Source organism: Pararhizobium qamdonense (assembly GCF_029277445.1).
Classification (GTDB): Bacteria; Pseudomonadota; Alphaproteobacteria; order Rhizobiales; family Rhizobiaceae; genus Pararhizobium; species Pararhizobium qamdonense.
The window spans coordinates 1,227,997-1,253,936 of the sequence record NZ_CP119566.1; the positions used below are offsets into that span (position 1 = coordinate 1,227,997).

The following is a 25,940-nucleotide window of genomic DNA, read 5'->3' on the forward strand; positions in this document are numbered from 1 at the left end:
CGGGTTCTACGCGGAAAGCAGGAGGCCTTCATGACATCCCAAATTCTCGTCATCGATGACGATCCGGTCCAGCGCCGGCTGCTGACGAACATGATCGAGCGGCTCGGTCACATCGCCCATCTCGCCGATAACGGACGCAGCGGTCTGGAATTGCTGGAGCGCAAGCGCGGGCTGATCAGCGTTATCCTTCTCGATCTGATGATGCCTGAAATGAACGGCCATGGTTTTCTCGAGGCCATCGCCGAGCGCGGCATCGATACGCCCGTGATCGTGCAGACAGGGCAGGGTGGCATCGAGACGGTGGTTCTCGCCATGCAGGCCGGCGCCTTCGATTTCGTGGTCAAGCCGGTCTCGCCCGAGCGGCTTTCCGTTGCCATTACCAATGCCTTGAAGATGGATCATCGCGAGGGCAAGAGTGGGCGCGCGCCAAAACGGTCACGCAGCGGCACCGTCGGGTTCGACGATATCGTCTCGGCAAGTCCTGCAATGATCCGGGTGCTCGACCTGGCGCGCCGCGCGGCGCAGTCCAATATTCCGATCGTCCTCGAAGGCGAATCCGGCGTCGGCAAGGAAATGGTCGCCCGGGCCATCCAGCATGCCAGCGAGCGCGCCAGCAAACCGTTTATCACGGTCAATTGTGGGGCCATCCCGCACAATCTGGTGGAGAGCATTCTCTTTGGCCATGAAAAGGGTGCCTTTACCGGCGCCACTGAAAAACATTCCGGCAAATTTGCCGATGCCGATGGCGGCACGCTGTTCCTGGATGAGATCGGCGACCTGCCGCTTGAAGTTCAGGTGAAGCTGCTGCGCGCCGTGCAGCAGGGCGAGATCGAAACGATCGGCGCCCGCCATCCGCAAAAGGTCAATGTCCGGCTAATCTCGGCCACCAATAAGGACCTCATCAATGAAGTCCGGGAGGGCCGCTTCCGCGAGGATCTCTATTACCGGCTGAACGTGTTTCCGATCGCCATGCCGGCGCTGCGCAAGCGCAAGGAGGATATTCCGGTTCTCGTTCGCACTTTCGTCGAGCGTTTCGCGCTGGAGCAGCGGCTCGCATCGCCGCTTTCGGTTTCCAGCGGCGCAATGGCGCTTCTGACGGCCTATGACTGGCCGGGCAATATCCGCCAGCTGGAAAATGCCATCTTCCGGGCGGTCGTTCTGGCAGAGGGGAGCGAACTGACGGTCAAGGATTTCCCGCAGATCGCCACACAGATCCCCGGCTATGTCGTTGCCGAAAAGTCGGGCTTCACCTGGGAGGAGACGGGGCCTGCCAAGGGCGCGGTTGCGGACGCCAATTATCTGCCGCCGGTCTATCCGCATTTCAGCGCTGCCGAGAAGGCCGATCCGCGCAGTGCTGCGCCGGATCAGCACTCTGAAAACGCGATTGCCAGCGTCGATGACGGCGGCAATGTGCGAAAGCTCGCCGATGTGGAAGAGGAACTGATTCGGTTTGCGCTGAAATTCTACCGGGGTCAGATGAGCCAGGTGGCGCGCAAGCTTGGCATCGGGCGCTCGACATTGTACCGTAAACTCAAGGATTACGGCATCAACCCGGACGATCCGTTCAGCGAGGCCGCGTAAAACGAGGGATAACAATCCCTAACGTTCCGTCGCATTTGGATGTTGTCGTTTAGACCTTGTTAGTGAACCATTCACTATATTATAAGGATAAGCGATGACTGTGGCATATTTGCCATGCTGTCACCGCAATTGACAGTCATCTGATCAGCCACGGGACGTATTGTCCTTCGGACGGGGATTGAGTTTGCAAAATTTGTTCGGATTCAAGAAGCCTAACGGCTCCGTGATAGCCCGCTTTTGCGCCGCGGTTGCCCGTAAGGTGCCGCGTGTTCTCGCATCGCTTCTGATCACAGCGTCCATGGTCACGCCTGGCTTTGCGCCGCCTGTCGAGGCAGCAGGCCAGACGCGCACGCTCAAGCTTTATTTCATCCACACCCAGGAAAAAGCGTCGATCACCTTCAAGCGCAATGGCCGATACGATGCCAAGGGCCTGCAGGAGATCAACCGCTTCCTGCGCGACTGGCGCCGCAATGAGCCGACGAAGATGGATCCCCATCTTCTCGACCTCGTCTGGGAAGTCTACCAGAAGAGCGGATCGCGCGATTATATCCACGTCGTCTCCGCCTACCGTTCGCCGGCCACCAACGGCATGCTGCGGTCGCGCTCCAAGGGCGTTGCCAAGAAAAGCCAGCATATGCTCGGCAAGGCGATGGATTTCTACCTGCCCGACGTCAAGTTGAAGACCCTTCGCGAAATCGGCATGAAGTTCCAGGTCGGCGGCGTCGGCTTTTATCCAACATCCGGCTCGCCGTTCGTGCATATGGATGTCGGCGGCGTTCGCGCCTGGCCGCGCATGACCCGCAACGAACTCGTCCGGCTGTTCCCGGACGGCAAGACATTGCACGTGCCGGCCGACGGCAAGCCGTTGCCGGGCTATGAACTGGCCGTTGCGGACTACAAGCGCCGTGTGGGTGCCAGCGCGTTCGAAGTGGCCGGTGGCGGAACCAAGGGTGCGGGCGACAAGGACACCACCAAGCGCAAGGGCACTCTGTTTGCCATGCTCTTCGGCGCCGGCGGCGACGAGGATGAAGAACCCAATGCAATCGCCAGCGCTGCTGATGCGGAAGGCTCTGACGAGCAGCCCGCTGCAAAGGCTAAGGTTACGCAGGTTGCTGCCGCAGAACAGCCCCTGCCTGGCGTTGATAATTCCGTTGCCGCCGCCGCCGAGCAGCAGCAGAAGATTGCAGCTCCCGTTCCCGGCGTAAGGCCAGCCTTTAGGGATGCCGATGCCGGCATTCAGACGGCGCTGGTTGCGCCCGCCAAGGAAACCGCGCAGGAGGCCTGGGCTGCCGCCCTGCCGGCGCCGGCCGAGACGCCCCAAAGCGAATATGCCGACCTGACCACCTACAAGATTCCGGTGCCGCAGATGCTGGGCAAACGTGGATCGAACGGCGACGCCGGAACCGACACGCTGATGGCGTCGACCGATCCGAATGCGGCGGTTCTGCCTGAAGATGTCGCAGCGCTCGGTTTTGTCCCGGTTCCCGGGTCGCGTCCTGCGGGCGAAGAAGCGCTGATGGCCGTAGCCGACGCCAATGTTGCCGTTCCCTCCTTTGCCGAACGGGTACAGCCGCAGGCCGTTGCCCTGGCGCAAAAGCCCGTGGAAGCCGTAGCCGAGGCGCAGACGCGGGTTGCCCAGACACCGGTTGCCCAAACACCGGTTGTTCAGACACGGGTTGCCTTGGCGACGCCGACGCAGAAGGAACAGCCGGTCGAGATGGCCGCGTTCGTGCCGCAACCGTCTGCTGCCGCGCGCGGCGCCGTGTTTGACAATGCATTCGACCCCAATGCCGAAGCGCCAGCCAAGGGCAAGCGCCCGAAGAAGCAGGAAGCCGACGCTGCGACCCGCTCTTCCGTGCGCACCGAGCCGAAGCTAACCCAGCAGATCATTTCCTCCTGGGCGCTGAGCAATGGCCGCATGGCGACGCTTTCCAAGCCGGTCAAGGCACCGCGCTTTGTCAGCAAGTCGTTGCGCGCGTCCCCGACGACGGTCTATTCGGCTGGCTTCTCGAACGAAGCCGTGACGGCTGACACGGCCCGTTTTAGCGGCTCCGCCGTCAACTTCCTGGAAGTGAAGAAGTTCAGCACCAACTGAGATGGTGGTTGAAAACAGAGCGAGCCCGCTGGCGATGGCGGGCTTTTTTGTATTCTGATCGCACAGTATCGACGTGCCGCATCACGCAAATGTGCGACTGCGGTGCGGATTGCCGGCTGTTTCCCTGACCTTGAGGCGTGGCAAAAGCGCTTTCGCCTTCCTATATTCCCGTCATCTCTTTCGTTTGCCCGCGCGTTTATCGCTCGCTGTTGTTTCTGTGTTGCGTGCTACGCATGCGCCGGAAGGCTGGAAAGAGATGATCCCGTTTGAAGCGGATAAGGAGTATGCGAATGCCGAACTATAGCAAGACCCCGGAAGCGATTGCGAAATTGACTGCGGAGCAGTACCGCGTCACGCAGGAAAACGGCACGGAACGGCCTGGTACGGGGCAATATAACGACAACAAGAAGCCGGGCGTCTATGTCGATATCGTTTCGGGAGAGCCGCTGTTTGCGTCCTCCGACAAGTACGAATCCGGCTGCGGCTGGCCGAGCTTTACCAAGCCGATCGAGCCGGCCCATGTTGCCGAGTTACACGATGCATCGCATGGCATGACCAGGATTGAGGTTCGATCGGCCCATGGCGACAGTCATCTCGGCCACGTCTTCAACGACGGCCCGCGCGATCGCGGTGGTTTGCGCTATTGCATCAACTCGGCTTCGCTGCGTTTTGTCCCGCGCGACAAGATGGAAGCGGAAGGTTATGGTGATTATCTCGCACAGGTGGAGGATATCTGATGACGACCGAACACGCAGTATTGGCCGGTGGCTGCTTCTGGGGCATGCAGGACCTCATCCGCCGTTATGACGGCGTCCTGTCGACGCGGGTCGGTTATACCGGCGGCGACGTCGAAAATGCGACCTATCGCAACCATGGCAACCATGCCGAGGCGATCGAAATTGCCTTCGATCCCGCAAAGATCAGCTATCGCGAGCTCCTGGAATTCTTCTTCCAGATCCATGATCCGTCGACAGCCAACCGCCAGGGCAATGACAGAGGCCCAAGCTACCGCTCGGCCATCTACTATACCAGCGACGCGCAAAAACAGGTTGCCCTGGAAACCATCGCCGATGTCGATGCCTCCGGGCTCTGGCCGGGAAAGGTGGTGACGGAAGTCGAACCCGCGAGCGCTTTCTGGGAAGCCGAGCCTGAGCATCAGGATTATCTGGAGCGGATTCCCAACGGCTATACCTGCCATTTCATCCGCCCGGGCTGGAAGCTGCCGCGCCGCGGCAAGGGCAGTGAAGCGGCTGCCTGAGGCAGGTCGCATGTCTTGAATTGAAAAAGGCCGGTCGCGTGACCGGCCTTTTTTGATGGCGAACAGATACCGGTCAATTGCTCGCCCGGCCTCATCCGTCATGCAGGGCGTTATTCTGCGTCCGGGGCTTCGATCATGCCGAGGGCTGCGAGATAGGTGTCGAGGATGGCTTCCTGTTCCATGCGCTCGTCCTTGTCCTGCTTGCGGATCGCGATGACCTTTTTCAGGATCTTCGTGTCGAAGCCGGTGCCCTTTGCTTCGCCATACACATCCTTGATGTCGTCGGCGATGGTCTTCTTTTCTTCTTCCAGCCGCTCAATGCGCTCGATGAACGAACGAAGCTGGTCGCGTGCGACGCCGTGGGCATCCGACATGGTGTTCTCCTTGTTGGGGGATATCAATGAGGGTGGGACTGAATTTGTGAGGGTGTGACCTGCCGCGAAGTGCGGTCGAGGTCAAGTGACATTGCGCAACATCGCGCTGATTTTCGGACGGGCCACGCGTACCAGGCGTTACTCCTTGGGCTTGCTAGCCTCAAAGGCGGCCTTCTGTTCGCCGGTCGCTTCCGTCTGGTTCAGCGCCCGCCACGCCTCGTAAGGCATGCCATAGACGATCTCGCGGGAGGCTTCCTTGTCCATATCGACGCCTGCGGCATTGGCGGCGTCGCGGTACCAGTTGGACAGGCAGTTGCGGCAAAAGCCGGCGAGGTTCATCAGGTCGATATTCTGCACGTCGCCGCGTTCGCGCAGGTGTGACACCAGGCGGCGGAAAGCGGCGGCTTCGAATTCAAGCTGTTGTTGCGGTGTCAGGTCGCTCATGGTCAGTCTCTTTCCACTGTCAGAACGCATAGGGTCCGGTCCGCGACGGATAGCGCCTGATTTCGTGCAATTCGGGGCGGGCATTCAAATTTGCAAGGATCGGTCCGAGCCGGGCATCCCATTCGGCAACGCCGCTATCGTCACCGATCAGGTCCTGGCGCACTTCGATCAGAGCGTGGGCAAGCCCGGTTTCCATGCAATGGCGAAACATCGTATCGCCGCGCAGCGCGCCGTCATAGGGCTCGTTGTCGCCGACAAGGATATCGCCGGAAACCTCCAGCGCCTCGATCAGCGGCGTGACCGCGCGCGGGTCGCTGTCCCAGAGAACGGCTGTATGCCATGGGCGGGGCACGCCCTTCCAGGCCGGTGTATAGGAATGAAGCGAGATCACCAGCGGCGCCTTGCCGCTGGCTGCGCCGACATCGGCGATGGTTTGCGAGACGGCGCGATGATAGGGGCGGTGGAACCGGTTGAGGCGGTTTTCCCATTCCTGCGGTGTGATCGGGTGGTTTCCGGGAATGATGGCGCCATCGGAAATCTTCATGATCAGCGTCGGATCGTCTTCGCCCCGGTTCGGATCAATCAGCAGCCTTGAAAAACAGCTGAGCACGGCGGGAACGCCAAGCCGCATGGCGAGCCTGCGCACCAGCGGCTCGACGCCGATATCATAGGCGATGTGACGGGCAAAGGCATTTTCAGGAAGACCGAGCCCGCCATATTCTGCGGGCAGGCGGTTGGTCGCATGATCGGCGAGCAGAACCAGCCCGGCTTGATTGTTTCCTTGAATGACCTCGAAAGACGATGTTTCCGGCATACAGTATCAACTCGTTTCACTCTTGACGGAATTTGATGGCATGCCGTGGCAGCAATCGCAAGGTAATGGCTATTTTACGATCTTTCCGACAATAAAAACCCGAATGTAATCGATTAGACCCGCGTTGACATTCGGGCCCCACCGTCGCAAGAAAGTCCCTCGACAAATCGCAACGGAGACCCATTGGAAACCGTGTCCAGATATCCTTTCTCCAGGCTGAATCTGCGGAGCTGGTCTTTAAGCGCTGTTCTCCTCTTCGTTCTGACCGCGTTTTCGCCGGCCCTGATCGCAAGTGAAGCGCACGCCGAATTCCGCGTCTGCAATGGTACCCAGAATCTGGTCGGCGTGGCCATCGGCTATCGCGCCAAGGAGGGCTGGATCACCGAAGGGTGGTGGCAGGTTCCGGCGACGACATGCGCGACCCTGATCGAGGGCGAACTCCAATCACGATATTATTACCTCTATGCTGAAGATGCGGCGCGCGGTGGACGCTGGACCGGTGACGTCAATATGTGCGTCGCCGAAAACGAGTTCAAGGTGACCGGCGTGCAGGACTGTTTCGCACGCGGTTTTCAGCGGATGGGCTTCAAGGAATACGACACGGGGCGTCAGGGAAGCTGGATGGTTCAGTTGTCCGACACCCCAGGGACTCAAGAAAGCCACAACTGATGAAGCGGAATAGAAAAGTCAAAATCCTCGCAACGCTCGGACCGGCATCGGGCGAAGAAGAGATGATCCAGAAGCTGCACGAGGCGGGGGCTGATCTTTTCCGGATCAACATGAGCCATGCCAGCCACGACATGATGCGCACCCTGATCAAGCGCATCCGCAATGTCGAGGCGCGCTGCGGCCGCCCGATCGGCATTCTCGCCGACCTTCAGGGCCCGAAGCTGCGCGTCGGCAAATTCGCCGCCGGCAAGGTCGATCTGGTTCCCGGCCAGACCTTCACCCTCGACAACAACGACGAGCCGGGCGATGCGACGCGCGTCTTCCTTCCGCACCCGGAAATCCTTGAATCGGTCAAGGCCGGTCACCGCCTGCTGATCGACGACGGCAAGCTGCATCTGCGCGCCGATACGTCCGATGGCAAGAGCATCGTCTGCACGGTGATCGCCGGCACCAAGATTTCTGACCGCAAGGGCGTGAGCCTTCCCGATACGCTGCTGAGCGTCGGTGCCTTGACCGAAAAGGACCGTGCCGATCTCGATGCGGTTCTCGAAACGGAAGATGTCGATTGGGTTGCGCTGTCGTTCATTCAGCGTCCGGAAGACCTATCCGAAGTGCGCAAGATTTCGCGCGGCCGTGTCGGCCTGATGTCGAAGATCGAAAAGCCGCAGGCGATTGAGCGTATCGACGAGATCATCGAGCTTTCCGATGCGCTGATGGTTGCCCGTGGCGACCTGGGCGTGGAAATGCCGCTCGAGGCCGTTCCCGGCCTGCAGAAGCAGTTGATCCGCGCCTCCCGCCGCGCCGGCAAGCCGGTCGTGGTCGCCACGCAGATGCTGGAATCGATGATTTCGGCACCGGTACCGACCCGCGCCGAAGTGTCCGACGTTGCGACCGCCGTGTTCGAAGGTGCTGACGCGATCATGCTGTCAGCCGAATCCGCTTCGGGTGACTATCCGGTGGAAGCGGTTGCGACGATGGCGTCGATTGCCAGCAAGATCGAAACCGATCCGCATTATCCCGGCATCATTTACGCGCAGCGCACGCCGCCTGAGGCTACCGGTGCCGACGCGATTTCGCTGGCTGCCCACCAGATCGCCGAGACGCTCAAGCTTTCGGCCATCGTCTGTTACACGTCGTCGGGCACCACGGGCCTGCGCACCGCGCGCGAGCGTCCGCAGGTTCCGATCCTGGCGCTTTCCCCGGTCATCCAGACGGCCCGCCGTCTGTCCGTCGTCTGGGGCCTGCATTGCGTGGTCACCTCCGATGCGACCGATCTCGACGACATGGTCAACCGCGCTTGCCGCATCGTTGCTTCCGAGGGCTTCGGCAAGCCCGGCGACCGGGTCATCATTTCGGCCGGCGTACCGCTGGGAACACCGGGCGCCACCAACATGCTGCGGATCGCCTATATCGGCTCGGATGGCCTGAGCGGCGTCTGACGTTTGTCCCGTATTCATGAAAAAACCGCCGGGCGATCCGGCGGTTTTTTGTTTTGCGGCCTATCCGGTCAGATGGTGATGCTGATGGGGATCGCGGCCGTGACCCCGGCGGGAGAGCCGCTGCCGAGCGCGCTGTTCAGGCCCTGGATTGCCTTGTTCAGGCTTTCGCCGGATGTCTGGGCGTCCGTGATGGCATTCTGGTCGGCATTCTTTTGCGCGCGCAGACGGCGCAAGGCCTCTTCGAGCAGCGCCTTGATCTCCTGCGCCACGGCCTTGAATTCCTCAAGCGTCCTGCGGTCATCGGCGGAGACAGTCTTTTTATCGGTGCCGTCCGCCATCATGTCCTGATAGGCCTTCTGGGCAAAAGACGTTTTTTCTTCGCCGCTGCCGGCCGGATCGGCTGTTTGCGCATCGGTCTGCCCGGCAAGCGTTGTTTGCGCCTCTGTGGAGCCGGACGCTGCTGCACCGGTGTTTGATCCGGCGTTCACGGCCGCGGCAAAATCCTTGGCTGCCGCGCCCAGTTCGCGGGCCAGGTGGCCAGCCTGCCGGGCCAGCACTTCCGGATCGAAATTCCAGCGGCGCAGATAGTCCAGCCGGGTCTTGGCATCCTCAAGTCTTTGTTTCGCGCGTGCCTTGATGCTGTCTGCATCCGCTTCGGCGGTGGTTTTCAAGAGGTCGAGCGCGCGGTCCCGCAGGCTTTGTGGATCGCTTGCCACCCCACCCGGCGCGGTTCCCGCCGCTGTCGTGGTGCGGAAGGGATAGGTGCTGGCAATGCTGCCTACTTGCATGAATGGCCTCCGGATTGAGGCCGCAAAGTGCAATCGCCAGCTTGCATGGGGCTGGCGGAAAGTTGTTTCAATTACCTAGTCGACGACGGTGATACGGGCCTGCGCCTTGGCCGCCAGCGCATCGAGGTCACGCTTCTTGCCCGCCAGCGATTCGATTGCTGAAATTGCCAGGTCGGTGACGATGTAATCCGGCTTGTGGCCGAGATTGTGAATACGCAGCAAGGTCGATCCCTTGATGGCCTCGTGCAGTTGGCGCGAGTGGATCTCCGGCAGGACGACGCGGTCGGCATCGCCGGTGATGATCACGGTCGGGGTCTTGATTTCCTTATAGCGCGGCGCGACCAGCTTCACGTATTCCAGCAGATTGGCGATATCGATGGCGTTGTTGCGAAAGGCGGCCGGCCTGATCGCCAGATAGGCGGCGGTGTCTTCGATATAGCTGTCCGGGCGAGGATTGGGCGCAAACACGTATTTGGTTGCCTTGTCGATCGAGACAAGGCCGATCGGCGGCGCCACCAGAGTGGCAAACAGCCAGCCGAGCACCGGCGTTTTGGTGATGCCGTAATACCATTCGATGCCGCCCGGCCAGGGATGCGTGGCGGGGGATAAAAACAGGAGGCCTGCCACCATGTCCTTGTGGTTCAATGCGAAGGTGGCCGCGATGGCGCCGCCGAAGGAATGGCTGATGATGATGGCTTTCTTGATGCCGCGCTTTTTCATCAGGGCGGCGATCGCATCGGCCTGACCGTCGGGATAGGCATTTTGCGGGCCGCCACGATCGGAAAAGCCTAATCCGGGACGGTCGAGGAAGAGCATGTCGGCGCGGCCTTCGAGCTTGCTCCTGAAGGCGACCATCGGGTCGCGCAGGTTGGCGCTTGCGCCATGGATGAAGACCAGGGTGGGAAGATCGGCGTTCTTCGGGCGGGGCACGTAGACGCTGTTCATCTTGTAGCCGCCGACATCGATCCGCTCGCCGCTATTGGGATTGTCGCGCTCGAAGGCTGATGCCTGGTAGGCGCTGAAACCAAACCCTGTGACGAGGACGGCGAGAAACAGGGATGCAAAGACCAGCATGACTTTCCTGAAAACAAACTTCATCAATCACTCTTCTTCGCGCAGGCAGATCGGCCGGATGGCTCGGTTATCGTCCGATACGAAGATGAGGGCGCTGCGGTTTCGCGCGACCGGCAGAATTATGTGCGGTTGCCGGCAAGTTTTTCTTCAAGCGTGCCAAGCTGTTCCTGCGCCTTGCGGTCGGCGGGATAGATATCGAGGAACTGTTCCCAGGCGCGCAGCGCCAGTTCATCCTGTCCGGATGATGTGAGGATGGCGGCCATGCCGGCAAGCGCGCCGAAATGGCGAGGCTCGATCGCCAGCACGCGGTTGATGTCGGACATGGACTTGCGGTAGTTGCCCATCTGGTAATGCAGCGTTGCCCGCTGGTTCCAGCCTTCGACATAGCTTGGCGACAGGGCGATGACCTGGTCGAGAATATCGAGCGCTGCGGCCTGCTTGTTTGTTTCGACGGCCTTGGCAGCCCACTGCATCAGGAGGTTGGTGGTGGCGCTGCCGGAATCCTGCCACTCCACACGGATCCGGTTGGAAATCTCGCGTGCCTTGTCCTGATCGCGTTCCCGCTTCAGTTCGGTAAAGAGTGTGTCGATTCGCTGCTTGGGCGTCGTCAATTCAGACGTTACCGAGGCCTGAGCCGCGTCAGCGGCGAGGGCGGGCAGGGTGCCGGCGGCAGATGCGGCCAGCAAGCCAGCGAGAATCAAAGATGAAGACATGAGTTTAACCATGGCAGATAAGGTAGCCTGCCATGGCCGAAGATCAAATCAAATTTGAGACATCAAACCGATGAACCGCTTGGGGAGCCTGCTGTGTTGCAAGCAAGCGTCCGCGAGCGCACTCGATCCATGCGTTGCCGTTCCGAAAGCACAGACTTCCGGCGCGCACGATGGATCAGCCCTGACGGGCCTTGAAGCGCGGGTTCAGCTTGTTGATGATGTAGACGCGACCCTTGCGGCGAACCAGACGGTTTTCGCGGTGACGGGCCTTCAGCGACTTAAGCGAATTTTTGATCTTCATTTTTCTGATCCGCAGTTTCGGCGAATTGAATTCGCCGGTCTTTAACAATCAAAAGCGCGCTTGCAGACCGTTAAGGCCGAGCGCGCTCTTAGGGTGGCAGGCAAATAACCCGGCATCGTAAACGTGTCAACCGCAGAGAGCCTGTTTTCGCAGCGTTTGTTGGCTTTTCTGTGGGTTAAACCCTCAGGCAAGCCAGGTGACATGCCCCATTTTGCGCCCCGGCCGCGCTTCCGTCTTGCCATAGAGGTGAACCAGCGTGTTGGGCTTTGCAAGCCATTCCGGCAGGTCGCCGATATCGTCGCCGATCAGGTTCTGCATCACGCAATCGGAATGGCGGGCACCGTCCGACAGGGCCAGTCCAGTGACGGCGCGGATATGCTGCTCGAACTGCGAGACCACGCAGGCCGCCTCCGTCCAGTGGCCGGAATTGTGAACGCGCGGAGCGATCTCGTTGGCGATCAGCGTGCCGTCCGCAAGCACGAAAAACTCGACGCCGATGACGCCGACATAACCAAGCGCCGTCAGCACCGCCGTGGCGGCCAGACGGGCCGCCTCGGCCGTTGCGTCATTGATCGTGGCCGGCACGGTCGAGGTGTGGAGAATGCCCTGGCGGTGGATGTTTTCGGCCGGGTCGTAGCAGGCGATGGTGCCATCGGTGCCGCGCGCGGCGATGATGGAGATTTCGCGTTCGAACGGCACGAAGCTTTCGAGAATGGCGGGAACGCCGCCAAGGGCAAGGAATGCACCGGCGGGGTCGTCAGCTGCGCTGCGAAACACGCGCTGGCCCTTGCCGTCATAGCCGAGGCGGCGGGTTTTCAGAACACCTTGGCCCGAGAAGTCGGCGAGTGCCCGTTCCAGATCGTCCTGGCTGCCGATCGGGTGGAAGCGTGCGGTCTCGATGCCGCAGCCGTTGAGAAACTGCTTTTCGCTCACGCGGTCCTGCGAGACCTCAAGCGCCCGTGGCGGCGGATAGACGGGGAGGGTTAGCGACAGATGCTCGGCGGCATCGACAGGAACGTTTTCGAATTCGTAGGTGACGACGTCACATTCGCCGGCAAGCCGTTCCAGCGCGGTTGTGTCATCATAGGCGGCGACGATCTGGCTATTGGCAACCTGCGCTGCCGGACAGTCGATCTGCGGCTCCAGAATGATGGTGCGGAAATTCAGCCGGGCTGCCGCCATGGCCAGCATGCGGCCGAGCTGGCCGCCGCCGATGATGCCGATCGTTCTCATGCCTGGTCCACGGGATATTCGGCGACCGCCGCACTTTGCTGTTCGCGCCAGTCGTCCAGCCGGTCGGCAAGGTCTGGGTCACTCAGCGCCAGAACGGCGGCAGCAAGAAGGGCGGCATTGATGGCGCCGGCGCGGCCGATCGCCAATGTGCCGACGGGAATGCCGGCCGGCATCTGGACGATGGAGAGGAGGCTGTCCTGACCGGAAAGGGCCTTGGACTGCACGGGAACGCCGAATACTGGAAGGGCCGTCATCGCAGCCGTCATGCCGGGCAGATGGGCCGCACCGCCTGCACCAGCAATGATCACCTTGAAACCCTCGTCGCGCGCGCCCCTTGCAAAATTGATCAGCCTATCGACCGTGCGATGTGCCGAAACGATACGGGCGTCATAGGCGATATCGAGGGCGTCGAGCGTGTCGGCGGCATTCTTCATGGTTTCCCAGTCGGACTGGCTGCCCATGATGATGGCGACGGGCGGGGTTGCTGCTTTCGTCACGTTGTTCGTTCCGCTTGGTTCAAGGCCGAAGGTCCGGCCGGAGCGTTCTCAGCATGCCCTTATCCGGACACGCACGGGTTCAGGCGATGATATCGGGAATGATCATGTCTTCGATCTTGGTGATCTTGTCCTTGATGACCAGTTTCTTCTTCTTCATCCGCTGGATGCGCAGGGCATCGCAGCCCGTCTGGATCATGGCGTTGATCGCAACATCATAGTCTTCATGTTCCTGCCTCAGCCGCGCTACGCTCAGTCTGAGTTCGGCCTGATCCTGATCTGGCATGCAATGTTCCCCATAAATCGAGCGTCGCTCTAGCACAGAATTGTTGGTAACGGGAAGTTATCCTTCGCCATGAATTCGCCTTCGACAAATGAAAAATAGCATGGCACACTATCTCGGTTAATACGTGGAAACCCGGCATTTACCGATCGGGTGCAAGCAAAAGGAAGGGACTGCCACATGACAATTGAGGCTCATCTTGCAACGCTTGAGAAAAAACATGGTGTTTTGGAGCAGGAGCTCCACTCGGCCCTGACCCAGCCGTCTGTCCAGGATCAGCACATTGCTGACATTAAGCGCCGCAAGCTGCGCTTGAAGGACGAAATCGAGAAGATTCGCTCTTCAACTCACTGATAAGCTAAGACAATCTCATTCATCGGGAGACTTTTGTTCCAGCGCATCTATTGATCACCGGAAAGCCAAAGCGAATTTTGAAGGCCGGGTTCAAGGCGTTGTCGATAAGCGGAGTTGGCTGGTGCGGACATGACGTTCGCCAAAACTCCGCAGGTTTTAGTCTCCCGATGTCTGGCCCTCTGAACGTCCCTGGGCCCCAAATCCTTCACGACCAGAACTGATCCAGCCAGAGATTGACCCGGTCAAAGCCCGGCTTGTTGATCGCGTAAATCCGTTTCGTGCCACTGGCGGAGACGGAGACCAGATTTGAATCCAGCAAGGCTTTCAGATGCTGCGATACGGCAGGACGGCTGATTGGCAATCCCTCGGCGAGTTCATTGACCGTGCGCGGCGCACGCCGCAATTCCTCCAGCAGATACCGCCGGTTCGGGTCAGAGATCGCATCGAAAGGATCAGCGTTGGACATGGGCGAAAGCTAGGAGAATTCGCAGCGTCCGGCAAGCGGAATTGTGCAGTGCAGTATGGAATTTTACATCATTTATGCAATTTTAGCGCGCATTTTTGATCATTTTTGAGAGGTGCGTCGGCGCCGGATAATCATGATCCTGCAGCCAGCGCGATAATGCCGTCATAGACAAGCTTCGACCCGGCCAGGAACGCCATCGTATACATGAACGGATAAAACACCTGCGGCTGCATGCGCCGGACCACCCAGGCTCCGGCCAGGGTTGCCAGCATTGCCAGCGGAAACAGCGTCAGGGATGTGGTCAGATTGCTGAGATCGAGCTGTCCGAGCGCGAAATAGGGAATGAGCTTGACGGCGTTGAGGATGGCGAAGAACCGCACGATCGTGCCGGTATATTCGCGCGGCGGCAGTTTTAGGGGCAATGTGTAGATCTGGAAGGGCGGGCCGCCGGCATGGGCAACGAAGCTGCCGTACCCGGCAAGGCCGCCGAAGAATGTTGCCTGAACCGGCCGTTGCGGCTTGGCGGGTGTGACGACGCCCTGGCGCGCACGCCAGAGATTATAGACGTAGCGCAGCACGAAGAGAACGGTGATCGCGCCGATGATCAATCTCAGCGCATCGCGCGGGACATAGGCCGCCGTGGCCCAGCCGATGGCAATGCCGATGAGGGCGCCGGGCAACAGGATCTTCAGCGTCGTCATGTCGCCATGCTTTCGCCATGTCCAGAGCGCCACCAGATCCATGGCGATCAGGATCGGCAAAAGCAGGGCTGCCGCCTGAACCGGCGAGACCGCGAGCGATAGAAGCGGCACGCCCATCAGAGACAGCGCTTCGCCCATGCCGCCTTTGGCAAAGCCGACGAGCAGGACCGCCGGAATAGCGATGGCATAGAATTCAAAATCGGGAAGCATGGGTATCGGTTGATCCTTTTGCCGCTAGGGTCTATCGCTTTTGCAGATCGAAATCGAGTAGGTGTGATGCGCGGCCGCGCATTTCACCGGAACAAGAGACATTATGAGCAATACAGACAATCGCTGCCGCCTGGTCCTGATCGTGCCGGATATCGCCGATGTGGACAGCCGCGCGAAAATTCTCAGCGGCGCTTTGCGTGGCGGCGATGTGGCCTCGGTGATCGTGCCGCAATACGGGCTGGACGATCACACCTTCCAGAAACATGCCGAAATCCTGGTGCCGCTGATCCAGGACGCGGGGGCTGCGGCCCTGGTTGCGGGCGATACGCGGGTTGCGGGCCGGGCCAAGGCCGATGGCCTGCATGTAACCGGCAACGCGGCCGACCTTTCGGAAGCGATGGAAAAATTTTCCCCCAAGCTGATCGTCGGCGGCGGCAATGCCACCGATCGTCATCATGCTCTGGAGATGGGTGAGATCCGCCCGGATTATGTGTTTTTCGGCAAGGTCGATGGCGATATCAAGCCGGAAGCGCATCCGAAGAACGTGGCGCTGGCCGAGTGGTGGGCGTCGATGATCGAAATTCCCTGCATCGTCATGGGCGGTACCGATCCGGAATCGGTGCTGACCGTTGCCGAGAGCGGAGCCGAGTTCGTCGCTTTGCGTCTTGCGGTGTTTGCGGAGCCGGAACAGGCGCCTGCGATCGTTGCGAGCGTCAATGCGCTTCTGGACGAAAAAGCGCCACGGTTTGAAGCTTAAGACATTTACATGTTGATCCGTCCTTTCCCATCGCTGCGCCGCATTCATCTCCTTTTCCTAGGGGCGGCGTTTCTGGCTGCGCCATCCGGCCTTCGTGCCGACGATGCGCTGCCGGGTGTCAGCGATGCTGCACCGGGCGTCAGCGATGCTGCACCGGGCGTCAGCGATGCTGCACCGGGCGTCAGCGATGCTGCACCGGGTGTCAACGGTGGCGCACCGGCTGTCGTCCAGGACGATGAGGGCGTGGTGGAGAAGCGCGGCCGCATCACGCCGTTCAACGGAGCGGCACTTCCGGAGGGCGAAATTCCGGCCTTCCAGTCTCCCGAAGCGGCAAAGAAGGCCGATGACGAGGCGAAAAAGGCCGATGCCAACAAGCTGGAGCCCTCGACCGGCGTCAATGTTCTGGAGCGGATGGGTGCCGAACTGCCGGCCTTGCCGCAGGAAAAGCCGTTTGCAGGCAAGGCTGACGATGCCTATGGGGCGTTTCAGCGCGGCTATTATCTGACGGCGATGGAACTGGCCTTGCCGCGTGCCCAGCTTGGGGATGCGGCAGCGCAGACGCTGGTTGCGGAAATCTTCTCGCAGGGGCTCGGGGTCGCCCGCAACAGAAAAGATGCGGCGTTCTGGTATGGCCAGGCCGCCAATTCCGGTGATCCTGCGGCGATGTTCAAATATGCGCTTCTCCTGATGGAAGGCCGCGATGTCGCGCGCGACAAGAAAAGGTCGGAAGAGCTGATGAAGAAGGCTGCCGATCTCGGCAATTCTTCGGCGCAGTTCAATTACGGCCAATTGCTGGTCGCCGACATGCCGGGCGAAAAGGGCCTGAAGGCTGCACTTCCCTATTATGAGAAGTCGGCAGAGCAGGGGATTGCGGATGCGCAATATGCCCTGTCGCAGATCTATCTGAATGTCGATGGCATTGATGACAGCAAGCGGGCGAAGGCGCGCGACTGGCTGCTGAGAGCCGCAACAGCAGGTTATGATACTGCCCAACTCGATCTTGCCATCTGGATGGTCGATGGCATTGGCGGCGAGCGCAATCTGGAAGAAGGCTTCAAGTGGATGTCACGGGCTGCCGCCGGCGGCAATGTCGTGGCGCAGAACAAGCTGTCGCATCTCTATATCAATGCGATCGGCACGCGGCCCGATCCGATCGAGGCTGCGAAATGGTATATCCTGTCGCGCCGGGCCGGGCTGAAGGACCCGTCGCTTGAGGATTTCTATCTGGGTATTACGGATGAAGAGCAGAAAGCGGCGATCAGCGCTGCCAACAAATACCGCTCTTCGTAAGCAGAGTTTCTGCGGCAAGACTTGAACTTTCGGGGGTTTTGTGGTCTTGAAGCGCCGGATTGGCTGGCCGTAGGGGCGGCTCTCGGTTCTTTAGGGAATGCTCCCCATGAAAATCAACGGCAACGAAATTCGCCCCGGCAGCGTGGTCGAGCACAATGGCGGTCTATGGGCTGCCGTGAAGTGCAATACCGTCAAGCCCGGCAAGGGTGGGGCTTTCAATCAGGTTGAACTGAAGAACCTGATCGATGGCACCAAGCTCAACGAGCGTTTTCGCTCGTCGGAAACCGTTGAACGGGTCAGCCTGGAACTGAAAGACTTCCAGTTTCTCTATGAACAGGGCGATGCGCTGGTATTCATGGACAATGAGAGCTATGAACAGCTGGAATTGCAGAAGGATTTCGTCGGCGATCGCGCCACCTTCCTGCAGGACGGCATGATGGTGACGGTCAAGCTCTACGACGAGAAGCCGATCGGCATCTCGCTGCCGGACCAGGTGGTTCTGACGATCGCGGAAGCGGATCCGGTGGTGAAGGGGCAGACGGCTGCGTCCTCCTACAAGCCGGCGATCATGGAAAATGGCGTTCGCGTCATGGTTCCGCCGTTCGTCGAGACTGGAGAGCGCATTCTGGTCGATACCAATGAAATTACCTATCTCCGCCGCGCGGACTGATCCGCAGCGGCATATCTGAATTTCTCCGGCCGTTCCTGCGGCCGGTTTTCTGTTTCGAAGGAAAGCCAAAATGGCACGCTCAGCTCTTCTCAATGTCATGGTTCAGGCCGCATTCAAGGCCGGCAAGTCCCTGGCGCGCGATTTCGGCGAAGTGCAGAACCTGCAGGTTTCGCTGAAGGGACCGGGCGACTATGTTTCGCAGGCCGACCGCAAGGCGGAAAAGGTGCTGCGCGAGGAGCTTTTGAAGGCCCGCCCGACCTATGGCTTCCTCGGCGAGGAAAGTGAAGAGATCGCCGGCACCGATGGTGCGCATCGCTGGATCGTCGATCCCCTCGATGGCACGACCAATTTCCTGCACGGCATTCCGCATTTTGCCATTTCGGTGGCGCTTGAGCGTCAGGGCGAAGTCGTTGCTGCCGTCATTCTCAATCCGGCGACCGATGAGCTCTATACGGCCGAGCGTGGCGGTGGAGCCTTCCTCAACGACCGCCGTCTGCGCGTCGCTGCCCGCAAGAATCTGTCCGATGCCGTCATTGGCACCGGAACACCGCATTTGGGCGTTGCCAATCATGGCACCTATCTGGTCGAACTGCGCCATGTGATGGGCGAAGTCGCCGGTGTCCGCCGTATGGGCGCGGCGTCGCTTGATCTCGCCTATGTCGCTGCCGGCCGGTTTGATGGTTTCTGGGAACGCGGCCTGATGCCGTGGGATCTGGCAGCCGGTATTCTTCTCATTCGCGAAGCCGGCGGCTGGGTTGCCGATATTGACGGCGGCAACAAGCCGATGGACGATGGTTCGATTGTTGCGGGCAACGAATATATCCGCAAGGCGCTGCATGATGTGCTGCATCGCCCCATTCCGGGCAAGTAAGCCCACGGCGGTCTGAACGGGCGGCTGTTTCATCCTGTTGAAGTTGCCCGTTGTTTCCCCTTCAATTTGGCGCAAAGTTCCTCTAGTCTCCGCCCAGCGTCGCCCTACCTGTTTGGCAGGCACGGCCGCAGCACTGGCAAACCGGAGAGTAGAACCCCATGGCGAAATTGGAACTGTCGGGATGGGATGCCGGCGGAGGTTTGAACGAGGGGTATAATCCCAACAAGCTGTCGAGCCCGATGGTCTTTTTCTGGACCATGGTGATTTTCCTGATTATCGTCGGCTTCGTGGCTGCCATCCTGTTTCGCCAGGCACAGGCGGCATTTCTGAGCAATCCGGGCCTGAACGGGCTGATTTTCGGCGTTCTGCTGATTGGCGTCCTCCTGGTTTTCAACCATGTGTTCAGCCTGCGGCCGGAAGTCCGCTGGTTCAATTCCTTCCGCGCTGCCGGCAGCGCCGAGAAGGTCGGGCGCGATCCGGTGCTGCTGGCGCCGATGCGGGCGCTGATCGGCCAGCGTCATTCCATGTCGATCTCGACGACGGCGCTGCGGTCCATTCTTGATTCGATTGCCACCCGTCTCGACGAATCACGCGACACCTCGCGATACCTGATCGGCCTTCTGGTCTTCCTCGGTCTGCTTGGCACGTTCTGGGGCCTTCTTGGCACGATCGGCTCGATCAATACCGTCATCCAGTCGCTGGATGCCGGAACGGGAAGCACCGAGGATGTCCTTGCCGCTTTGAAGACCGGCCTGTCCGCACCTCTAACGGGCATGGGTACGGCGTTTTCCACATCACTGTTCGGTCTCTCGGGTTCGCTGATCCTCGGTTTCCTCGACCTTCAGGCCGGACGCGCGCAGAACCGTTTCTACACCGAGCTTGAAAACTGGCTGTCATCGGTGACCGATGTCAGTTCCGACCAGATTGCGGTCACCGGCAAGCCTGGAGCGGCCGCGCCCGAGGAATTGCGTCAGCTAACGGAACAGCTGGCCCGGCTCAACCAGGACGGCGGCATGAACCAGCGCACGACGGCTGCGATGGCAAGCCTTGCAGAAGGCATTCAGGGCCTGGTGAAAAACATGCGCGGCGAGCAGCAGATGCTGCGCGACTGGATCGAGGCCCAACAGGAAGAGGCAAAGTCGATGCGCAAGACGCTCGACAAGCTTTCGGCACGGATCGGCCAGGACAAGGCCCCGACACATCCGGACAAAACGCCGGCACGGCTTGCCCGCGTCGAAGACACCGGAGGGAATGACTGATGGCACTGGCGCGCAAGGGCCGCAGCCAGAGGACGGTCGATTACTGGCCGGGCTTTGTCGATGCCCTGTCGACATTGCTGCTCTCGATCATGTTCCTGCTCTGCGTCTTCGTGCTCGGGCAGTTTCTGCTCAGCCGCGAAATCAGCGGCAAGGATGATGTGCTCAACCGGCTGAACAGCCAGATCAACGAACTGACCCAGCTTCTGGCTCTCGAAACAGGCGGAAAGCAGGATCTTGAGGATTCGCTGGCCAATATGCAGGCTTCGCTTGCGACCTCCGAAGGCGAGCGCTCGCGGCTGCAGGCGCTGCTGGAGCAGGGGGCGGGTAGCTCCGATAGCGCCAACCAGCAGATCGGCGACCTCACGGGCAAGCTTGATGCGGAAAGGCAGGTCAGCACGCGGGCCATGAGCCAGATCGATCTGCTCAACCAGCAGATCGCCGCATTGCGCAGCCAGATCGCCGCCATCGAGGGCGCGCTTCAGGCGTCCGAGGCCAAGGACAACGCATCGCAGACGAAAATTGCCGATCTCGGCCGCCGCCTGAACGTGGCCCTGGCGCAGCGCGTGCAGGAACTCAACCGCTATCGCTCCGACTTTTTCGGCCGCCTGCGCGAAATCCTCTCCGACCGCGAGAATATCCGCATTGTCGGCGACCGTTTCGTGTTCCAGTCGGAAGTGCTGTTTCCGTCCGGCGGCAATGAGCTGAACCCGGCGGGGCAGGAGGAGATGGACAAGCTCGCTTCGGCGGTGCTTGATCTGGCCAAGGAAATTCCCTCCGAGATCAACTGGGTGCTGCGCGTCGATGGCCATACCGACAATGTGCCGCTCTCGGGCACGGGCCGCTATGTCGATAACTGGGAGCTTTCGTCGGCCCGCGCCACGTCGGTGGTGAAATTCCTGATTTCCAGGGGCGTTCCGGCCAACCGTCTGGTGGCCGCCGGCTTTGGCGAGTTCCAGCCGATTGCCGAGGGCGATACGCCGGAGGCGCGCTCGCAGAACCGCCGCATCGAGCTGAAGCTCACCGAGAAATAACGGGCGCCGCCGCCCTTGCGATTTTCCAGTCCTGCCGCCGTTGCTCTGACGTTTACGTGTGCGTAATATCTGCGCAGGTGGAATTGCGGAGGATGCCGATGGATTGTGATGTTCTGGTGATCGGCGCGGGGCTTGCGGGTCTGGTAACAGCCGTCGAAGCGGCCGATCGCGGCCTGCGGGTGATCGTGCTTGACCAGGAAGGCGAGCAAAATCTTGGGGGCCAAGCCTTCTGGTCGCTTGGCGGTCTTCTGTTTATCGACAGCCCAGAACAACGGCGCATGCGCATCCGCGACACGCTTGATCTCGCCCGCCAGGACTGGATGGGTTCTGCGCAGTTCGATCGCCCCGAGGATTTCTGGCCGCGCCGCTGGGCGGAAGCCTATCTCGATTTTGCCGCGGGCGAAAAACGCGCCTGGCTGCACAGCCAGGGCATGCGCTGGTTTCCGGTGGTTGGCTGGGCGGAACGTGGCGGCGGCCTGGCCGACGGTCACGGAAATTCCGTGCCGCGCTTTCATGTGACATGGGGGACAGGGCCGGGTGTGCTGGCGCCGTTTATCGCCCGGGCGCGGGCGCTCGAGGCAAGGGGCCGCATCCGCTTCCGGTTCCGCCATCAGGTCGATGAATTGATCATGACCAATGGCGCAGTAACCGGCGCGCGCGGCTCGGTTCTTAAAAATGACGGCGTGCCGCGCGGTCAGCGCAGTTCGCGCGAGGTGGTCGATGAGTTCTGGTTTGAGGCCGGCGCGGTCGTCGTTTCCTCCGGCGGTATCGGCGGCAATCACGATATGGTGCGCCGCCAATGGCCGGCCGATCGTCTGGGACCACCGCCGAAGTTCATGGTCAGCGGCGTGCCTGATTATGTCGATGGGCGCATGATCGAGATCGCAGAGTATGCGCGCGGCTCGGTGATCAACAAGGACCGCATGTGGCATTATACCGAAGGGTTGAGGAATTTCGATCCGGTCTGGACCAACCATGGTATCCGCATCCTGCCGGGGCCATCCTCGTTCTGGTGCGATGCCGACGGCAACCGCTTTGCGGCACCGGCCATGCCGGGCTTCGATACGCTTGGCACGTTGAAGGCAATCCGCAAAAGCGGGGCAGACTATAGCTGGTTCATCCTCACCAAGGCGATCATCAAGAAGGAATTCGCGCTGTCCGGCTCCGAACAGAACCCGGACCTGACCAACAAGGATATTCCGCTGCTGCTGAAGCGGCTGGGCAAAAATCCGCCCGGTCCGGTGCAGGCGTTCATGGACAAGGGCGAGGATTTCATCGTGCGCGACCGGCTGGAGGATCTGGTCGAGGCGATGAATGCCTTGAGCGGTGAGGGACGCCTGTCGCTGGACCACCTGCGCGGGCAGATCGAGGCGCGCGACCGGGAGATCGGCAATGCCTTTTCCAAGGACGCGCAGGTGACCGCCATCCGCGGTGCGCGCCATTATCTTGGCGACCGGCTGATGCGGACGGCCAAGCCGCACCGGCTGCTCGATCCGAAGGCCGGGCCGCTGATTGCGGTCAGGCTGAATATTCTGACGCGCAAGACGCTGGGCGGACTGCAGACCGATTTGAACGGCCGGGTGCTGGAATTGTCGGGAGCGCCGGTGTCGGGGCTTTATGCGGCCGGCGAAGTCGCCGGTTTCGGCGGTGGCGGCATGCATGGTTACAACGCGCTGGAAGGTACGTTTCTGGGGGGATGCCTGTTTTCAGGACGGGTTGCCGGGCGCAGCGCCGGCGCGTGAACAGAGAGAAAATGCTCCCCGGATTGACCGGGGAGCTGTCGATGATCAATCGAGCTGGACGTTGGCGTCCTTGACGATCGGGCCCCATTTGGCCAGTTCCGCCGTCACATGGGTGGCGAGTTCCTCCGGCGTCGAGGCGACGATGGTGGCGCTGAATTCCTTCATTCGCTCGGCAACAGCCGGGTCGGCGAGCGCCTTCTTGGCCGCAGCATTGAGGCGGTCAACAACCTCTTTCGGCGTGCCTGCCGGGGCAAAGAGCGCGTTCCAGGTATAGGTCTCATAGCCAGGAATGGTTTCCGCGATGGTCGGCACATCCGGGAAGGATGCCGCGCGCTCCTTGGTGGTCACGCCCAGCGCCCGCAAGGTTCCGGACTTGATATGGCCGGAGGATGAGGGAAGGTTGTCGAACATAATCGGCACCTGATTGCCGATGACATCGTTCAGCGCCGGGCCGGATCCCTTGTAGGGCACATGCTGCATGCTGACGCCGGCCAGCTTCTTGAAGAGTTCGCCGGAAAGATGCAGCGGCGTGCCGTTGCCGGAGGATGCGTAGGAATATTGATCCGGCGCCGCCTTCAGCAGGGCCACCAGTTCCGCAACATTCTTTGCCGGTAGTTCCGGGTTGACGACGAGCACGTTAGGGACCAGCACCAGCAGCGAAACCGGGGAGAAATCCTTTTCCGGATCATAGGGCTTGGTCTTCAGGATCAAAGGGTTGAGTGCGTGCGTCGCAACTGTCCCCATCAGGATGGTGTAGCCATCCGGATCTGCCCGTGCGACACGGTCGGCGCCGAGATTTCCACCGGCACCGGCGATGTTTTCCACGACGATCTGCTGGCCAAGATCGTCCGACATCTTCTGGCCGATGATACGGGAGACGACGTCGGTCGAGCCACCGGCCGCAAACGGCACCACGAGGGTGATCGTGCGGTCGGGGAATTCCTGCGCCTGGGCTGCCGTGCCCAGCGCAAGCGCCGATGCCGCCACCATCGCAAGAGCCAGTGCAGTGCGCCGTTTCAACAGTGATAATGCCATTCAAATCTCCTCCCAAGGGGCGTTGGTTGTCCAAACGGCTCACGCCGTTTCTGCCTCCAACCATAACGCGATGCACCAGAAGAGCAACCCTGAGTAAAAGATTAACCGTTAAGCGCGTTAGCCGAGCGTCACGATCTTGCCTGCCTCTGGAGCGTCATAGTCGAACTGCAGCCGGGCGAGTTTGGCATAAAGTCCGCCCTGACGCACGAGGGAAGCGTGCGTGCCTTCCTCGACGATCCGGCCCTGATCCATGACCAGGATGCGGTCGGCCTTAAGCACGGTCGCGAGACGGTGCGCGATGACCAGCGTGGTGCGCTCGCGCATCAGGCCATCCAGCGCCTTCTGCACCAGCGTTTCGCTCTCTGCGTCGAGCGCGGAGGTCGCTTCATCGAGGAGCAGGACAGGTGCGTCCTTGAGGATGGCGCGGGCAATGGCGATGCGTTGCCGCTGGCCGCCGGACAGGGTGATGCCGCGTTCGCCGACCTCTGTGTCATAGCCATGATCGAGCCTGGCAATGAATTCATCGGCCTGGGCGGCAATGGCGGCTGCCTTGACCATTTCGCGGGACGCCGATGGCAGGCCGAAGGCGATATTGTCATGGATGGAGGCGGCAAAGATTGTCACGTCCTGCGGGACGATAGCGATGCGGCGGCGCAGCATGTTCGGATCGACAGCGCGGATATCGGCGCCATCGACGCTGATTGCGCCCTTGACCGGATCATAGAAGCGCAAAAGCAGCGAAAAGACCGTGCTCTTGCCGGCACCCGAGGGGCCGACGATCGCAACGGTTTCGCCCGGCTTGACGGCAAAGCTCAGGCCCTTGACGCTCTTGTAGCCCGGCCGCGACGGATAGGCGAAATGCACGTCCTCGAAGGCCACAGCCCCTTCAGCCGGTTCCGGCATGGGAAGCGGATGGGCAGGCGCGGTGATCTCGGGCTGTTCTGCCAGGAGTTCGCTCAGGCGCTCGGCGGCACCGGCTGCCTGGGACAGTTCGCCCCAGACTTCCGAGAGCGCACCGAGGCTGCCTGCGGCAAAGACCGAATAGAGCAGGAACTGGCCGAGCGTGCCCGCCGAAAGCGTGCCCGACAGCACGTCCTGTGCGCCGAACCACAGGACGGCCACGACGCTGCCGAAGATCATGGTGATGGCAAAGGCTGTGAGGATCGAGCGGGCCTTGATGGCGGCGCGGGCGGCCTCATAGGCGCTTTCGACAGCGCGGCCATACCGCGCTTGCGCTGCGGCTTCGCCATTGAAGGCCTGGACCGTGCGGGCCGACGAAATCGCCTCGCCGGCATAGGCCGAGGCGGCGGCCAGCGTATCCTGCGCCTCACGCGACCGGCGGCGCACCGAGCGGCCGAACCCGACCAGCGGGAAGACGATCACCGGAATGGCTGCGATCACAAGGCTAGACAGTTTGGGGCTGGTATAGACCATCATGCCGATGGCCCCGAGACACAGGATGATGTTGCGCAGCGCCACGGACGCCGTTGCGCCAACGGCGGACTTGATCTGCGTCGTATCGGCCGTCAACCGCGAGACGATCTCGCCGGACTGGTTGACGTCGAAGAAGGAGGGCGAAAGCCGGGTAATATGGTCGAACACATCGCGGCGCAGATCCGAGACGATCCGCTCGCCGAGCGTGATGACGAAATAGTAGCGGGCCGCACTGGCAAGCGCCAGAATGACCGCCAGGATCATCAGCATCGAGAAGTAGGTATTGATGAAGCCGGAATCGGAATTGGAGAAGCCGTGGTCAATCATCCGGCGCACCGCCATCGGCAGCGTCAGCGTTGTCACGGCGGCGGCGACCAGCGAAATGCCGGCGCCGATGACGAGATTGCGATAGCGCTGGATATAGGGCAGCAGCTTGACCAGCGGGCGGACGGACTTTCGTCCCGCCGGTTGAACGACCTCATTCGACACATGACCTCCAATACCGGAAGAAGCTGCAAAACTCGCACGAGTCTGCTCCGGCGGTACTTGTTATCCTCATG

General features: G+C 60.8%; 28 protein-coding genes. 14 read left to right on the forward strand and 14 right to left on the reverse strand.

What is annotated here, in order from left to right:
* Positions 1–30 precede the first annotated feature (30 nt).
* The 4 genes from PYR65_RS05765 to msrA all read left to right on the forward strand — a co-directional run bounded on the left by PYR65_RS05765 (position 31) and on the right by msrA (position 4,934).
* A complete protein-coding gene (locus PYR65_RS05765) occupies positions 31–1,581 on the forward strand; it encodes a sigma-54-dependent transcriptional regulator (protein WP_276120268.1) in 1,551 nt (516 codons plus the stop codon).
* Between the two features lie 184 nt (positions 1,582–1,765).
* Positions 1,766–3,676, forward strand: coding sequence for a DUF882 domain-containing protein (locus PYR65_RS05770; RefSeq protein WP_060639361.1), 1,911 nt, complete (start codon positions 1,766–1,768; stop codon positions 3,674–3,676).
* A 290-nt stretch (positions 3,677–3,966) separates the two neighbouring features.
* Complete coding sequence (gene msrB / locus PYR65_RS05775; protein ID WP_276120269.1) at positions 3,967–4,413, forward strand: peptide-methionine (R)-S-oxide reductase MsrB; 447 nt, start codon at positions 3,967–3,969, stop codon at positions 4,411–4,413.
* On the forward strand, positions 4,413–4,934 hold the full coding sequence (gene msrA, locus PYR65_RS05780) for a peptide-methionine (S)-S-oxide reductase MsrA (protein WP_276120270.1): 522 nt from the start codon (positions 4,413–4,415) through the stop codon (positions 4,932–4,934). The genes msrB and msrA overlap by 1 nt, the downstream gene beginning before the upstream one ends.
* Positions 4,935–5,044: 110 nt before the next feature.
* On the opposite strand, the gene PYR65_RS05785 is transcribed toward msrA, so the two are convergent.
* From PYR65_RS05785 to PYR65_RS05795, 3 genes are all read right to left on the reverse strand, one after another.
* A complete protein-coding gene (locus tag PYR65_RS05785) occupies positions 5,045–5,308 on the reverse strand; it encodes a DUF2312 domain-containing protein (protein WP_060639364.1) in 264 nt (87 codons plus the stop codon).
* A gap of 138 nt (positions 5,309–5,446) precedes the next feature.
* On the reverse strand, positions 5,447–5,752 hold the full coding sequence (locus tag PYR65_RS05790) for a DUF1244 domain-containing protein (RefSeq protein ID WP_276120271.1): 306 nt from the start codon (positions 5,750–5,752) through the stop codon (positions 5,447–5,449).
* 19 nt (positions 5,753–5,771) lie between these two features.
* Complete coding sequence (locus tag PYR65_RS05795; protein WP_276120272.1) at positions 5,772–6,566, reverse strand: N-formylglutamate amidohydrolase; 795 nt, start codon at positions 6,564–6,566, stop codon at positions 5,772–5,774.
* 216 nt (positions 6,567–6,782) lie between these two features.
* Between PYR65_RS05795 and PYR65_RS05800 the strand changes: the two genes are divergently transcribed.
* Together PYR65_RS05800 and pyk are read left to right on the forward strand one after the other, a co-directional pair.
* On the forward strand, positions 6,783–7,235 hold the full coding sequence (locus PYR65_RS05800) for a DUF1036 domain-containing protein (protein ID WP_407951310.1): 453 nt from the start codon (positions 6,783–6,785) through the stop codon (positions 7,233–7,235).
* Positions 7,235–8,674, forward strand: a complete 1,440-nt coding sequence (gene pyk / locus PYR65_RS05805; RefSeq protein ID WP_276120273.1) for a pyruvate kinase — start codon at positions 7,235–7,237, stop codon at positions 8,672–8,674. Before PYR65_RS05800 ends, pyk begins: the two co-directional genes overlap by 1 nt.
* A 68-nt stretch (positions 8,675–8,742) precedes the next feature.
* Here pyk and PYR65_RS05810 read toward each other — a convergent pair whose 3' ends face one another.
* The 7 genes from PYR65_RS05810 to PYR65_RS05840 all read right to left on the reverse strand — a co-directional run bounded on the left by PYR65_RS05810 (position 8,743) and on the right by PYR65_RS05840 (position 13,563).
* Complete coding sequence (locus tag PYR65_RS05810) at positions 8,743–9,462, reverse strand: hypothetical protein (RefSeq protein WP_276120274.1); 720 nt, start codon at positions 9,460–9,462, stop codon at positions 8,743–8,745.
* A gap of 75 nt (positions 9,463–9,537) precedes the next feature.
* Entirely contained in the window at positions 9,538–10,560 is a 1,023-nt protein-coding gene (locus tag PYR65_RS05815; protein WP_276120275.1) for an alpha/beta fold hydrolase, read from the reverse strand.
* A 95-nt stretch (positions 10,561–10,655) separates the two neighbouring features.
* Complete coding sequence (locus PYR65_RS05820) at positions 10,656–11,249, reverse strand: hypothetical protein (protein WP_276120276.1); 594 nt, start codon at positions 11,247–11,249, stop codon at positions 10,656–10,658.
* A 175-nt stretch (positions 11,250–11,424) separates the two neighbouring features.
* Complete coding sequence (ykgO, locus tag PYR65_RS05825) at positions 11,425–11,550, reverse strand: type B 50S ribosomal protein L36 (protein ID WP_034855034.1); 126 nt, start codon at positions 11,548–11,550, stop codon at positions 11,425–11,427.
* Positions 11,551–11,733: 183 nt separating this feature from the next.
* Positions 11,734–12,783 carry a 5-(carboxyamino)imidazole ribonucleotide synthase gene (locus PYR65_RS05830; protein ID WP_276120277.1) on the reverse strand — a complete coding sequence of 350 codons (1,050 nt, stop codon included), beginning with the start codon at positions 12,781–12,783 and terminating at the stop codon, positions 11,734–11,736.
* Complete coding sequence (purE, locus tag PYR65_RS05835; RefSeq protein WP_060639577.1) at positions 12,780–13,244, reverse strand: 5-(carboxyamino)imidazole ribonucleotide mutase; 465 nt, start codon at positions 13,242–13,244, stop codon at positions 12,780–12,782. The genes PYR65_RS05830 and purE overlap by 4 nt, the downstream gene beginning before the upstream one ends.
* Before the next feature lie 115 nt (positions 13,245–13,359).
* Complete coding sequence (locus PYR65_RS05840) at positions 13,360–13,563, reverse strand: YdcH family protein (protein ID WP_060639372.1); 204 nt, start codon at positions 13,561–13,563, stop codon at positions 13,360–13,362.
* Between the two features lie 177 nt (positions 13,564–13,740).
* On the opposite strand from PYR65_RS05840, the gene PYR65_RS05845 reads away from it, so the two are divergent.
* On the forward strand, positions 13,741–13,914 hold the full coding sequence (locus PYR65_RS05845) for a YdcH family protein (protein ID WP_037099985.1): 174 nt from the start codon (positions 13,741–13,743) through the stop codon (positions 13,912–13,914).
* Positions 13,915–14,119: 205 nt separating this feature from the next.
* Here PYR65_RS05845 and PYR65_RS05850 read toward each other — a convergent pair whose 3' ends face one another.
* Both PYR65_RS05850 and PYR65_RS05855 read right to left on the reverse strand, forming a co-directional pair.
* Positions 14,120–14,380 carry an ArsR/SmtB family transcription factor gene (locus tag PYR65_RS05850; RefSeq protein WP_060639373.1) on the reverse strand — a complete coding sequence of 87 codons (261 nt, stop codon included), beginning with the start codon at positions 14,378–14,380 and terminating at the stop codon, positions 14,120–14,122.
* Positions 14,381–14,511: 131 nt separating this feature from the next.
* Positions 14,512–15,291, reverse strand: coding sequence for a sulfite exporter TauE/SafE family protein (locus tag PYR65_RS05855; protein WP_060639374.1), 780 nt, complete (start codon positions 15,289–15,291; stop codon positions 14,512–14,514).
* Positions 15,292–15,394: 103 nt separating this feature from the next.
* Between PYR65_RS05855 and PYR65_RS05860 the strand changes: the two genes are divergently transcribed.
* From PYR65_RS05860 to PYR65_RS05890, 7 genes are all read left to right on the forward strand, one after another.
* Complete coding sequence (locus PYR65_RS05860; RefSeq protein WP_276120278.1) at positions 15,395–16,048, forward strand: thiamine phosphate synthase; 654 nt, start codon at positions 15,395–15,397, stop codon at positions 16,046–16,048.
* 9 nt (positions 16,049–16,057) lie between these two features.
* Positions 16,058–17,338 (forward strand): tetratricopeptide repeat protein, encoded by a 1,281-nt coding sequence (locus PYR65_RS05865; RefSeq protein WP_276120279.1) that lies wholly within the window; start codon positions 16,058–16,060, stop codon positions 17,336–17,338.
* Between the two features lie 106 nt (positions 17,339–17,444).
* Positions 17,445–18,008: an elongation factor P gene (gene efp, locus PYR65_RS05870; protein ID WP_276120280.1), complete on the forward strand. Its 564-nt coding sequence runs from the start codon at positions 17,445–17,447 to the stop codon at positions 18,006–18,008.
* A gap of 70 nt (positions 18,009–18,078) precedes the next feature.
* A complete protein-coding gene (locus tag PYR65_RS05875) occupies positions 18,079–18,879 on the forward strand; it encodes an inositol monophosphatase family protein (protein WP_060639377.1) in 801 nt (266 codons plus the stop codon).
* 158 nt (positions 18,880–19,037) lie between these two features.
* Complete coding sequence (locus tag PYR65_RS05880; RefSeq protein ID WP_276120281.1) at positions 19,038–20,138, forward strand: MotA/TolQ/ExbB proton channel family protein; 1,101 nt, start codon at positions 19,038–19,040, stop codon at positions 20,136–20,138.
* Positions 20,138–21,169, forward strand: a complete 1,032-nt coding sequence (locus tag PYR65_RS05885) for a peptidoglycan -binding protein (protein ID WP_276120282.1) — start codon at positions 20,138–20,140, stop codon at positions 21,167–21,169. The genes PYR65_RS05880 and PYR65_RS05885 overlap by 1 nt, the downstream gene beginning before the upstream one ends.
* Positions 21,170–21,267: 98 nt before the next feature.
* Positions 21,268–22,911 (forward strand): FAD-binding dehydrogenase, encoded by a 1,644-nt coding sequence (locus tag PYR65_RS05890; protein ID WP_276120980.1) that lies wholly within the window; start codon positions 21,268–21,270, stop codon positions 22,909–22,911.
* A 45-nt stretch (positions 22,912–22,956) separates the two neighbouring features.
* Here PYR65_RS05890 and PYR65_RS05895 read toward each other — a convergent pair whose 3' ends face one another.
* Together PYR65_RS05895 and PYR65_RS05900 are read right to left on the reverse strand one after the other, a co-directional pair.
* Positions 22,957–23,946, reverse strand: coding sequence for a Bug family tripartite tricarboxylate transporter substrate binding protein (locus PYR65_RS05895; RefSeq protein WP_276120283.1), 990 nt, complete (start codon positions 23,944–23,946; stop codon positions 22,957–22,959).
* A gap of 117 nt (positions 23,947–24,063) precedes the next feature.
* Positions 24,064–25,869 carry an ABC transporter transmembrane domain-containing protein gene (locus PYR65_RS05900; protein WP_276120284.1) on the reverse strand — a complete coding sequence of 602 codons (1,806 nt, stop codon included), beginning with the start codon at positions 25,867–25,869 and terminating at the stop codon, positions 24,064–24,066.
* Positions 25,870–25,940: the final 71 nt, after the last annotated feature.

Bases quoted from the DNA above. Each gene is read 5' to 3' on its own strand.
- PYR65_RS05765 (WP_276120268.1), top strand. From the start codon at position 31: ATGACATCCCAAATTCTCGTCATCGATGACGATCCGGTCCAGCGCCGG.
- msrB (WP_276120269.1), top strand. From the start codon at position 3,967: ATGCCGAACTATAGCAAGACCCCGGAAGCGATTGCGAAATTGACTGCG.
- msrA (WP_276120270.1), top strand. From the start codon at position 4,413: ATGACGACCGAACACGCAGTATTGGCCGGTGGCTGCTTCTGGGGCATG.
- PYR65_RS05785 (WP_060639364.1), bottom strand. From the start codon at position 5,308: ATGTCGGATGCCCACGGCGTCGCACGCGACCAGCTTCGTTCGTTCATC.
- PYR65_RS05790 (WP_276120271.1), bottom strand. From the start codon at position 5,752: ATGAGCGACCTGACACCGCAACAACAGCTTGAATTCGAAGCCGCCGCT.
- PYR65_RS05795 (WP_276120272.1), bottom strand. From the start codon at position 6,566: ATGCCGGAAACATCGTCTTTCGAGGTCATTCAAGGAAACAATCAAGCC.
- pyk (WP_276120273.1), top strand. From the start codon at position 7,235: ATGAAGCGGAATAGAAAAGTCAAAATCCTCGCAACGCTCGGACCGGCA.
- PYR65_RS05810 (WP_276120274.1), bottom strand. From the start codon at position 9,462: ATGCAAGTAGGCAGCATTGCCAGCACCTATCCCTTCCGCACCACGACA.
- PYR65_RS05815 (WP_276120275.1), bottom strand. From the start codon at position 10,560: ATGAAGTTTGTTTTCAGGAAAGTCATGCTGGTCTTTGCATCCCTGTTT.
- PYR65_RS05820 (WP_276120276.1), bottom strand. From the start codon at position 11,249: ATGTCTTCATCTTTGATTCTCGCTGGCTTGCTGGCCGCATCTGCCGCC.
- ykgO (WP_034855034.1), bottom strand. From the start codon at position 11,550: ATGAAGATCAAAAATTCGCTTAAGTCGCTGAAGGCCCGTCACCGCGAA.
- PYR65_RS05830 (WP_276120277.1), bottom strand. From the start codon at position 12,783: ATGAGAACGATCGGCATCATCGGCGGCGGCCAGCTCGGCCGCATGCTG.
- purE (WP_060639577.1), bottom strand. From the start codon at position 13,244: ATGGGCAGCCAGTCCGACTGGGAAACCATGAAGAATGCCGCCGACACG.
- PYR65_RS05840 (WP_060639372.1), bottom strand. From the start codon at position 13,563: ATGCCAGATCAGGATCAGGCCGAACTCAGACTGAGCGTAGCGCGGCTG.
- PYR65_RS05845 (WP_037099985.1), top strand. From the start codon at position 13,741: ATGACAATTGAGGCTCATCTTGCAACGCTTGAGAAAAAACATGGTGTT.
- PYR65_RS05850 (WP_060639373.1), bottom strand. From the start codon at position 14,380: ATGTCCAACGCTGATCCTTTCGATGCGATCTCTGACCCGAACCGGCGG.
- PYR65_RS05855 (WP_060639374.1), bottom strand. From the start codon at position 15,291: ATGCTTCCCGATTTTGAATTCTATGCCATCGCTATTCCGGCGGTCCTG.
- PYR65_RS05860 (WP_276120278.1), top strand. From the start codon at position 15,395: ATGAGCAATACAGACAATCGCTGCCGCCTGGTCCTGATCGTGCCGGAT.
- PYR65_RS05865 (WP_276120279.1), top strand. From the start codon at position 16,058: ATGTTGATCCGTCCTTTCCCATCGCTGCGCCGCATTCATCTCCTTTTC.
- efp (WP_276120280.1), top strand. From the start codon at position 17,445: ATGAAAATCAACGGCAACGAAATTCGCCCCGGCAGCGTGGTCGAGCAC.
- PYR65_RS05875 (WP_060639377.1), top strand. From the start codon at position 18,079: ATGGCACGCTCAGCTCTTCTCAATGTCATGGTTCAGGCCGCATTCAAG.
- PYR65_RS05880 (WP_276120281.1), top strand. From the start codon at position 19,038: ATGGCGAAATTGGAACTGTCGGGATGGGATGCCGGCGGAGGTTTGAAC.
- PYR65_RS05885 (WP_276120282.1), top strand. From the start codon at position 20,138: ATGGCACTGGCGCGCAAGGGCCGCAGCCAGAGGACGGTCGATTACTGG.
- PYR65_RS05890 (WP_276120980.1), top strand. From the start codon at position 21,268: ATGGATTGTGATGTTCTGGTGATCGGCGCGGGGCTTGCGGGTCTGGTA.
- PYR65_RS05895 (WP_276120283.1), bottom strand. From the start codon at position 23,946: ATGGCATTATCACTGTTGAAACGGCGCACTGCACTGGCTCTTGCGATG.